This window comes from Mesorhizobium sp. M7A.F.Ca.US.002.01.1.1 (assembly GCF_004022955.1).
Taxonomy (GTDB): domain Bacteria; phylum Pseudomonadota; class Alphaproteobacteria; order Rhizobiales; family Rhizobiaceae; genus Mesorhizobium; species Mesorhizobium ciceri.
Genome location: NZ_RZQE01000235.1, coordinates 1 through 8869, shown reverse-complemented (window position 1 = coordinate 8869; position 8869 = coordinate 1). Strand labels below are relative to the sequence as shown.

General features: G+C 62.8%; 10 protein-coding genes. 2 read left to right on the top strand and 8 right to left on the bottom strand.

The window, feature by feature from the left end:
* Window positions 1-187 precede the first annotated feature (187 nt).
* The 6 genes from EN932_RS21350 to EN932_RS21325 form a co-directional block, all read right to left on the bottom strand.
* Window positions 188-898, bottom strand: coding sequence for an SDR family oxidoreductase (locus tag EN932_RS21350; protein ID WP_127367978.1), 711 nt, complete (start codon window positions 896-898; stop codon window positions 188-190).
* Between the two features lie 286 nt (window positions 899-1184).
* Entirely contained in the window at window positions 1185-1973 is a 789-nt protein-coding gene (locus EN932_RS21345) for a FadR/GntR family transcriptional regulator (RefSeq protein WP_164753459.1), read from the bottom strand.
* A gap of 50 nt (window positions 1974-2023) precedes the next feature.
* The gene (locus EN932_RS21340; protein ID WP_013530405.1) at window positions 2024-2371 is read right to left on the bottom strand and encodes a RidA family protein; all 348 of its coding nucleotides are present in this window, start codon (window positions 2369-2371) and stop codon (window positions 2024-2026) included.
* A 68-nt stretch (window positions 2372-2439) separates the two neighbouring features.
* Window positions 2440-3246, bottom strand: coding sequence for an SDR family oxidoreductase (locus EN932_RS21335; protein WP_063168722.1), 807 nt, complete (start codon window positions 3244-3246; stop codon window positions 2440-2442).
* Complete coding sequence (locus EN932_RS21330) at window positions 3239-4051, bottom strand: shikimate dehydrogenase (protein ID WP_013530407.1); 813 nt, start codon at window positions 4049-4051, stop codon at window positions 3239-3241. Before EN932_RS21330 ends, EN932_RS21335 begins: the two co-directional genes overlap by 8 nt.
* Window positions 4052-4056: 5 nt before the next feature.
* The gene (locus EN932_RS21325) at window positions 4057-4947 is read right to left on the bottom strand and encodes a 2-hydroxy-3-oxopropionate reductase (RefSeq protein WP_064992566.1); all 891 of its coding nucleotides are present in this window, start codon (window positions 4945-4947) and stop codon (window positions 4057-4059) included.
* Between the two features lie 118 nt (window positions 4948-5065).
* Here EN932_RS21325 and EN932_RS21320 point away from each other — a divergent pair, with 118 nt between their 5' ends.
* Both EN932_RS21320 and EN932_RS21315 read left to right on the top strand, forming a co-directional pair.
* On the top strand, window positions 5066-5824 hold the full coding sequence (locus EN932_RS21320) for an HpcH/HpaI aldolase/citrate lyase family protein (protein ID WP_128338486.1): 759 nt from the start codon (window positions 5066-5068) through the stop codon (window positions 5822-5824).
* Window positions 5825-5839: 15 nt separating this feature from the next.
* The gene (locus tag EN932_RS21315; RefSeq protein ID WP_013530410.1) at window positions 5840-7057 is read left to right on the top strand and encodes an FAD-dependent oxidoreductase; all 1218 of its coding nucleotides are present in this window, start codon (window positions 5840-5842) and stop codon (window positions 7055-7057) included.
* Between the two features lie 179 nt (window positions 7058-7236).
* Here the strand turns inward: EN932_RS21315 and EN932_RS21310 are convergent, their stop codons facing one another.
* Window positions 7237-7968 (bottom strand): ABC transporter permease, encoded by a 732-nt coding sequence (locus EN932_RS21310; RefSeq protein WP_164890559.1) that lies wholly within the window; start codon window positions 7966-7968, stop codon window positions 7237-7239.
* 5 nt (window positions 7969-7973) lie between these two features.
* Entirely contained in the window at window positions 7974-8681 is a 708-nt protein-coding gene (locus tag EN932_RS21305) for an ABC transporter permease subunit (protein ID WP_164753458.1), read from the bottom strand.
* Window positions 8682-8869: the final 188 nt, after the last annotated feature.

Here is an 8869-nt window from a genome sequence, read left to right as displayed (position 1 = left end):
GGGCGGTCGCTGTCGGCAGGCCGTTGGCCTTTGCCGGGGCGAGAGCGGCTTCGGCGGCGTCCTGGTTGATGTCGATGATGCCGATCTTTGCAGCCCCGGCCTCTACAGCCATCCTGGCCAAAAGCGCGCCGAGGCCAGCGCCGCCGCCTACGATCAGAACGGAAAGATCCTTCATTCCAGTTTTTCCTTACTTGGTGCCGCTTGGCGAGGTTGGCCATGTCGGCATGATGTCGAAACGGGTAACGTCGGCCCATGCGGGCAGGCCGAGTACCGCGACCACCATTCTGGCCACGTCATCCGGCTGCACCACTTTGCTGGCGTACATGGCCGCGCGCGCCTTTGCGTCGAGGATGTCCTGGTAGAGCTGCGTCTCGACACGGCCGGCGACGATCTCGGTGACACGGACGCCTGATGGGGAGAGGTCGGCGCGCAACGCGGCGGCAAAGCCTGATATCGCCGCCTTGGTGGCCGAATAGACGGCAATGTTGGAATATGCCGCGTGGCCCGCGGTGGAGCCGGTGAACAGGATGTGGCCAGCCTGCCGCTCGCGCATCTGCCGAACGACGAGGCGGGTAAGCAGGATTGCCGCGCTGAGGTTGACCTCCAGCGTGGTGTCGATGTCGGAGATTTTCATGTCGGCGAAATTGCCCAACGGTGGCATGATCCCGGCATTGTTGATCAGCACGTCGATGGTCAGATCCGCCAGAACAGCTTCCAGCGCCTCGCGATCGGTCACGTCGACGGCGATGGGCACGATGCCGGATCGCTCGGCCTGCAACGCCTTGAGCGCGGCCTGGCTGCGCCCGACCGCATAGACATCGTAGCCGGCGTCGCTCAGTGCGATCGCCATGGCCCGCCCTATGCCGCTTGTTGCACCTGTGATGAAGGCTGTCGTCACGTTGGCTTCCCTGATTGCCTGATTCAGTCTGCGGCCTGGGCCGATGCCGCAAAACCAAGAAAACCAGCAAAAAGGAAAGATAAACTTTCGAATTCTCTTCTCCCGCCCGAAACCTGGACAGGTGGTGACCTCGGCGCCGAGGCTGAAAACCGAAGGAAACGACGGGAAAACGATGTTCTCAGCCTGTGGGAAACGGTTCAGGTCAGCTGGCGGAGCAAAAACATGGCTTTCGCAATACGTGGCTAATTTGAGTGAGTGCGAATGCCTGGGTGATCGAAGCCGGGGCCTATCCGCCGGTCGAAACAGGTCTTTTCATATCGGTAAAGAGCGAGGCCGCAGCCGCCTGCTGCTCTGCCTCTGTCGCCGCGACGCCCGAAGCCCGTGCCAAAGCGCGCACACGCCCGAGGCTGTTGTGCAGATGCTTGCGCATGGCCTGGCGAGCGGCACGACCGTCCTGCCTTTCGATGGCATCCACGATGGTTTTGTGCTCGTTGTGAATGCGTGCGTAATAGCTGTCCTTGAGCGCCGGCGTGACCACGTAGCCCAGTTGAAAGCGTGGAACGATCATCGGCCTGAGATAGCTCAGGAAGCCGTGGATGAATTCGTTGCGCGCGGCTTTGGCGATCGCCAGATGGAAATCATAGTCGTAGTGGATCTGGACGACAGCGGGATCCGCTTGCTGGGCGTCGACCTGTTCCATCAGGGCTCGGATTCCACTCGCCTCCGCATCGGTGCGCCGTTCCGCGCATAGCCCGGCGGACTCCACCTCGACACTCAATCTCAGTTCGAGCAGGGCAATGGTTTCCGGCAAGGTCCTCAGCGCCTCGTCCGGTATCGAGAAATTGCGCGGCGCCGGCGTTTCGCTGACGAACATGCCGCGGCCCTGCTGCGGCACCACCATCCCTTCGGAGCGCAATCGCGCCACCGCTTCCCGCACCACCGTCCGGCTGACGTCGTACTCGGCACAAAGCTCCGCCTCGGTCGGCAATTGCGCGCCGGGAAGCAGAGATCCGGAACGGATCTTTTCGGACAGACTCTCCGCCACGACAGTGGAAAGCGGTTTGCGCTTCGTCATCAGTCTCCCCTTAGCCAGATTCGCGATGATGCCCGAACCGGCAAGGCCATTCAAACCGCCGCGGTGACGATCAGCTCGACCAGCATTCCAGGCTTGGCCATCCGTCCTTCGCCGGAAGAGCGCGCGGGTGCATGCTCCTTCGGCATCCATCCGTCCCAGACCGTGTTGACCTCGTCGAAATCCCTGATGTCGTCCAGCCACATCTGCACGTGAAGGATGCGTGTCTTGTCCGTACCGGCCTTGGCAAGCAGGACGTCGACCTTGCCAAGCGCCTCGCGCATCTGGTCGGCTGCGGACTGACCCGGCTTTGCGACCTGGCCGGTGAGGTAGAGGGTGCCATTGTGGATGACCCCGTGGTGGATGCGGGTGTCGAAGTCGAAGCGCTTGATGTCACTCATTGGATTGTCCTTGTCAGATTTCCGGCCTCCGCCGGATGGGTCAGATTTCCGGCCTCCGCCGGATGGGGTCAGATTGCCGGCGTCTGGCGGATGGGGTTTCCCTGCAGATATTGTGCGTAGGGCGCCTGAACGAGCCAGCCGGCGTCGACGGGCAGGGTGACGCCGGTTATCGATGCGGCCCGGTCGGAGCAGAGGAACAGTGCGGCCTCGGCAACGTCGCGCGGCTCGACGAAGCGGCGCAGCGCGGTGGTCGCCTGGATGGCTTCGGGGTTGCGCTCACCCTTGGCGATCCTGGCTTTCAGCCCGTCCGAAAGCGTGTAGCCGGGTGCCACCGCATTGACGCGTACGCCGTGCGGACCGAGCTCGGCGGCCAGGATCTGGGTCAAGGCCAGGACGGCATGCTTTCCGGGCGTGTAGGCGGGCAGGGACAGCGGCGCGAAGGAGGCAAGCGAGCCGACGTTCAGGATCGCGCCTCGCCCGGCAGCCGACATCAGCCGACCGAACACCTGGCAACCCAGCAAGGTGCCGCGATAGTTCACTCGCCACATCCTCTCGTCTTCGTCCAGATCCTGGTCGAGGACGTGCTTGCCACTCTGCAGGATGCCGGCGCAGTTGACGACGACGTGCGGGGTACCGAACGCGTCGCTGACGGCCTGCGCCAGCGCTTCCACCGAGCCGGATTCGGCGACATCGGTCTGGACAAACAGCGCGCGCGGTGCGCCGACCGCCGCGCAGGCGCCAACCGCCTCATCGCCCCGTGCCGCATCCCTGCCGGCGACCACCAGATGGTAGCCGTCCTCGGCGAAGCGCAGCGCTATCGCGCGTCCGATGCCGGAAGTGCCGCCGATGACGACGGCCGTCAATGTCTCAGCCATTGCCGCGACCTTTGCCTTCGATGTCGAAGAATTCGGACATGGCCCGGACCTGGAAATCCATCATCGGGCGCCCCGGCTGAATGCGGCAGCCAATCTCTTTCGCCGCCTTTAGCAGGGGGGTCTCGGCGGGCTCCATGATGATGTCGACGACCGTCATGTCCGGGGTCAGCCGGCTCACATCCAGCGGCAGCGGGTCGCCGGCGTGCATGCCGACCGGCGTGGCGTTGATCGCCATATGCATGCCGGAAGGCTCGGCCTCTCCAACCTGGATGCGGCATTTCGGGAAGACCTGCGCGACCAGCGCCGCCAGTTTTTCGGCGCGACCGGTATCGATGTCGGCCAAGCGGATTTCCTCGGCACCGGCTTCGGCAAGACAATAGGCCAGGGACGCGCCGGCGCCGCCGGCGCCGACCTGAAGGATGCGGCGGCCGGCAATCTCATGTCCGCCTGCCTTGAGGCCATCGATAAAGCCGACGCCGTCGAAATTGTCGGCGTACCAGCTGCCATCGGGCAGCCGGCGCACGGAATTGGCGCTCTGCACCCTCGCGGCGCGGTCGTGAGCGGCGGTGCATTTGTGATAGACCGCAACCTTGTACGGCACCGAGATGATCACGCCCCTGATATTCTCGGCTGCCGTAATGCCGGCCCAGAAGGCCTCGAAATCCTCCGGGCGGCAGCTCAAGGGCACCATGAGGCTGTCGAGGCCCTTCTGCTCGAAGATCTCGTTGAATATGCCGGGGCTCTTGGCATGGGCCACGGGATGGGCCAGCATCACGAAGATCTCGGCCTTGCCGGTTCCGCGCATCGGTTTTACTCCTTTTCTTTTGACAGTTCGTGGCCGCTGAGGATCTCCAGCGCCTGGACGAGGGACGAGTGGTCGGCCTCCGCGCCGCCTGGTCGGGCTGAGCAGGCGCTCATCAGTTGTTGCGCCATCGCGGTGTTCGGCAGCGAGACGCCAAGCGCGCGGGCGCTTTCGAGCGCGAGGTTGAGATCCTTCTGGTGAAGCCGCATGCGAAAGCCCGGGGCGAAGGTCCGGGCGATCATGCGCTCGCCATGCACCTCCAGCACGCGGGACGAGGCAAAGCCGCCCATCAGCGCGGCGCGCACCTTTGCCGGGTCGCAACCGGCCTTGCTGGCAAAGACGAGCGCTTCCGCCACGGCCTCTATGTTGAGCGCGACGATGATCTGATTTGCGATCTTGCAGGTCTGGCCGGCGCCATTGTGCTCGCCGATCAAGGTGATGTTCTTGCCCAGCGTCCGAAAGATCGGCAGCGCGCGCTCGAACTCTGCGGTCGGCCCGCCGACCATGATGGTGAGGCTCGCCGCCTTGGCGCCGACCTCACCGCCCGAGACCGGGGCGTCGAGGTAGCCGGCTCCCGCTTGCCGCAGTTTCGCTGCGAATTCCGCAGTGGCGATAGGGCTGATCGAGCTCATGTCGATGACCAGCTTATCGGCCGACAGCCCCTCCAGGACGCCGTTTCCTCCAAGCAGGACACGCTCCACATCTGGCGTGTCGGGCAGCATGGTCACGATGATCTCGGACATCCGCGCCACATCGCCAGGAGAGGCGACGACCGATGCCCTAAGGTCCTTCGGCAGAGGGGAGCGGTTCAGGACCGTGAAGATCTCATGTCCCGCGTCGACGAGATGGTGCGCCATCGGTGCTCCCATCACACCGAGCCCGATGAACCCGATCTTCATTCTTGAACCCCTGTACGAAGGTTGGTGCGTATTACATCTTGCAGCAAATTATTGCCGTATGATATAGGACATCATACAAATTTCAACGTCCTTTCGCTCATCGGAGACCGACCGCAAAATGCAAGAGCGCCTCAACACGCTGAAGGCTGCCGTATCGGCCGGCCGGGCCCATATCGGCATCTGGTGCTCGCTGGCTTCGGCCCTGACGACGGAAATTGTCGCGGGCTCCGGCTGGCTGCTGATCGATGGCGAGCATAGCCCCAACCATCTGCGCAGCATCATGGCCCAGTTGCAGGTCATGGGCGGCTTCGACAGCGAGGCCGTCGTCAGGCTGCCTTCCGACGATCCCAATCTGATCAAGCAGGCCCTGGATATCGGTGCGCGCAGCCTGATGATCCCCAATGTGCGGACGGCCGATCAGGCCCGCGCCATTGTCGCGGCTATGACATATGCGCCTGGTGGATTTCGCGGCTTCTCGGTCGGTCACCGTGCCAACGGCTTCGGTCGCATCGCCGGTTACCACGCCAAGGCGCGTGAGCAGCAGCTTCTCGCGGTACAGATCGAGGATGAATTGGGCGTCGCCAATGCCGCGGAAATTGCGGCAGTGGACGGCGTCGACGTTCTCTTCGTCGGGCCCGGCGACCTTTCCACCAATATGGGTGCGATGGGCAATCCCGGGGCCGCACACGTTCAAGAAGCGATCGCCTCGGTGCGCAAGGCGGCAACGGCGGCAGGCAAGGCCAGCGGGATCCTGGCTCCCGCAAAGACCGATGCCGACCGCTACATCGCCGACGGCTTCACCATGGTTGCCGTTGGTTCCGACCTCGGCCTGCTGGCGCGGGGCTCGGATGCCTTGGTCGCTTCGTTCACTCAGTAGACCGGAGATACAGCCATGCCGATCCCCCGGTACAAAGCGCCGTCACGCACCGCCTACGACATCGTCATCGTCGGCGGCGCCGTCATCGGTTCGTCCACGGCCTACTGGCTGAGCCAGGCGCTGGGCAGCGGCGCCTCGATCCTCGTGGTCGAACGCGACTCGAGCTACGAATTCTCGTCGACGGCGCTCTCCACCAGTGCGATCCGGCAGCAATATTCCAATCCGATCAATGTGAAGATCAGCCAGTTCGGCATCGAGATCATCCGCGGATTTCAGGAGCGTATGGCACCTTTCTACAAGGACGAACCGGCGCCCGACCTCGGCTTCAAGGAGCATGGGTATCTTTACTGCTGTTCACCCGACGGCGTCAAAGCGGCCCGCGAGCGCGTCGATCTGCAACGCAGTTTTGGGGCCCACACGGTGTTTCTTGAGCCGGGCCCGCTGAAGGATCGCTTCCCCTGGCTCAATGTGGAGGATCTCGGTGGCGGTTCCTGGGGGGCCAGGGAAGAGGGCTGGTTCGATTCCGTGGGGCTGATGAACGGTTTCCGCCGCGCAGCCCGCGCCAGCGGCGTCGAGTATATCGACAATGCCGTGACAGGGCTGGATATCGCCGATGGGCGGGTCATCTCGGTGCGCCTCGCGACCGGACAGACGGTTGCCTGCGGAACATTGGTCAACGCCGCGGGCCCGCGCGCTCAGCAGGTGGCCGCCATGGCCGGCCTGTCGATCCCGGTCGCGCCCTACAAGCGCTACAGCTTCGTCTTCGCCAGCGCCAACCCGATCCCCGGCCGGATGCCCAATGTCATCGACCTTTCCGGAACATTCGTGCGTCCCGAAGGCGAGCTTTTTCTCACCGGCAACACGCCGCAAGGCGACGGACCGGCCGGCTACGACGACTTTGAAATGCACCATGAAGAGTTCGACGACTACATCTGGCCGGCACTCTGGCACCGCATTCCGTCTTTCGACGCACTCAAGGTCCAGACCAGTTGGACCGGCCACTACGAGTACAACATGCTCGACCACAACGGCATCGTCGGCTTCCACCCGCAGGTGACCAATTTCATGTTTGCCAACGGCTTCTCGGGGCACGGGCTGCAACAGTCGCCAGCCGTGGGCCGGGCCGTTTCAGAACTTATCGTTCACGGGGCTTTCCAGACGCTCGATCTTTCGCCGTTCTGTTACGAGCGCATAGATCGCAACGAGCCGTTTCTCGAGGAAGCAGTGATCTAAAGCGAGACGATCGGTCACCCATTTTATCTCGGGCATTCAGCGTCCAATGAAATTGGATCTTAGTCAGAGACGTCGTGAAAACTACTCGCTTCTCGCCGGCCTTGTTTCCAACGACTGACGAGTAGCCACTCGACCGTCAGTGACAATTGGTTTGGGATCGCTCTATCTTAGCAGGGGCGTCACGAACCCACGGTCGATCGATTTGGTTGCGGCGCTGCCAGATCTCGGCCAGAGGAGGCCTCGTGACGCATGAGAAAACGCTCTGTGGCGCGGATGATCGCGATCAACAGCAGATTGATCACAAGGTAGAGCACGCCGGCAATGGCGAAGATCTCGAAGATTGCGAAGGTCTGGCTCATCAGCCGCTTGGCGTAGCCGGTGATTTCGAGCACCGTGATCGTCGAGGCAAGGCTGGTCCCCTTGACGACCAGGATGAGCTCATTGCCATAGGCCGGCAGCGCCTGGCGGATGGCGAGCGGAAACTCGATGCGCCGGAACCGCAGCATGCGCGACATGCCGCATGCCTGCGCCGCTTCGACGAGGCCAACCGGAACCGACATCAATCCGCCGCGCAGGATCTCCGACGTGTAGGCAGCCGTGTTCAGCGCAAGCGCCAGCACGGCGCAGCGCGCGCCGTCGCTGATCAACCACCACAGAGCTGCGTTGTCCTTGATCAGGGAAAGTTGGCCAAGCCCGTAATAGAACAGGAAAATCTGCACCAGCAGTGGCGTCCCGCGAAAGACATTGGAATAATATTTGGCAAAGCCTGACAGGAAGCGGTTCGACGACAGCCGCATCAGCGCCAAACCGAGGCCCAGATTGAAGCCGATCAGCACCGAGACGAACGTTAGTGCCGCTGTGACCCACAGGCCCTTGAGCAGGACGGGAACCGCTAGCTGGATGAGATCCATCATAACTACTTTCTCGTCCTCACCCTGAGTAGGCGTTCGATGGCGTCGAACCCGGCCTGGCTGACGAGCGTAATGGCCAGATAAACCACAGCCGCGATCAGGTAGAAGATGAACGGGTGGCGGGTGGAATTGGCGCCAATGAAAGAAATGCGCATCAGCTCCTGAAGGCCGACCACCGAGACCAGGGCCGTGTCCTTGATCGTGGTCTGCCAGACGTTGTTGATTCCGGGAACCGCGATGCGCAGCATCTGCGGCGCGATGATGCGGCGAAAGATCCGGCCGCCCGATAGCCCGAGCGCGCGCGCGGCCTCGATATGCCCATTGGGGATCGCGCCCAGGGCCCCGCGCACGACCTCGGTCGAATAGGCGCCGGAGATCGCGCCGATGGCGATGACCGCGATGACGAACGCATAGCCGCTCTCCGCGACCCCGGCATAGCCGAAAGCGGTCACGACCTTGGTCACGAATTCAACCGAACTGAAAAACAGGAGGTAGATGATGAGCAGCTCGGGCACGCCGCGCACCAGCGAGGTATAGGCATCAACGAGCAGCGAGAGCGGAAATATCCGGGCCCATTTGATCAAGCCGCAGACAATGCCGATCACCAGCCCGGCCGCCATGCTGACGAGACCCACCAGGATCGTTATCGACGCGCCACGCAGGATGGCGGTCACCCAACCCGCTTCCCAAACCTGCCAGAGACCGAATTCCATCTGAGTTGCCCTAGTCTTGTCGTGCCAATGAAGTGCATGCGCCCGGAGATCCGGGCGCATGCGAGCGTTATTTGCAGGGCCGGGAAATGTCCGTCTTGAACCATTTCTGGCTTGCCTTGCCGACCGAGCCGTCCGCGATCAGCTCGCAAAGCGCCTTGTCGATCTTGGCCTTGAGTTCGGTGTTGTCC

What these genes read in the sequence shown, in the direction of transcription:
- EN932_RS21345 (WP_164753459.1), bottom strand. Translation starts at nt 1,973, where the DNA reads ATGACGAAGCGCAAACCGCTTTCCACTGTCGTGGCGGAGAGTCTGTCC.
- EN932_RS21340 (WP_013530405.1), bottom strand. Translation starts at nt 2,371, where the DNA reads ATGAGTGACATCAAGCGCTTCGACTTCGACACCCGCATCCACCACGGG.
- EN932_RS21335 (WP_063168722.1), bottom strand. Translation starts at nt 3,246, where the DNA reads ATGGCTGAGACATTGACGGCCGTCGTCATCGGCGGCACTTCCGGCATC.
- EN932_RS21330 (WP_013530407.1), bottom strand. Translation starts at nt 4,051, where the DNA reads ATGCGCGGAACCGGCAAGGCCGAGATCTTCGTGATGCTGGCCCATCCC.
- EN932_RS21325 (WP_064992566.1), bottom strand. Translation starts at nt 4,947, where the DNA reads ATGAAGATCGGGTTCATCGGGCTCGGTGTGATGGGAGCACCGATGGCG.
- EN932_RS21320 (WP_128338486.1), top strand. Translation starts at nt 5,066, where the DNA reads ATGCAAGAGCGCCTCAACACGCTGAAGGCTGCCGTATCGGCCGGCCGG.
- EN932_RS21315 (WP_013530410.1), top strand. Translation starts at nt 5,840, where the DNA reads ATGCCGATCCCCCGGTACAAAGCGCCGTCACGCACCGCCTACGACATC.
- EN932_RS21310 (WP_164890559.1), bottom strand. Translation starts at nt 7,968, where the DNA reads ATGGATCTCATCCAGCTAGCGGTTCCCGTCCTGCTCAAGGGCCTGTGG.
- EN932_RS21305 (WP_164753458.1), bottom strand. Translation starts at nt 8,681, where the DNA reads ATGGAATTCGGTCTCTGGCAGGTTTGGGAAGCGGGTTGGGTGACCGCC.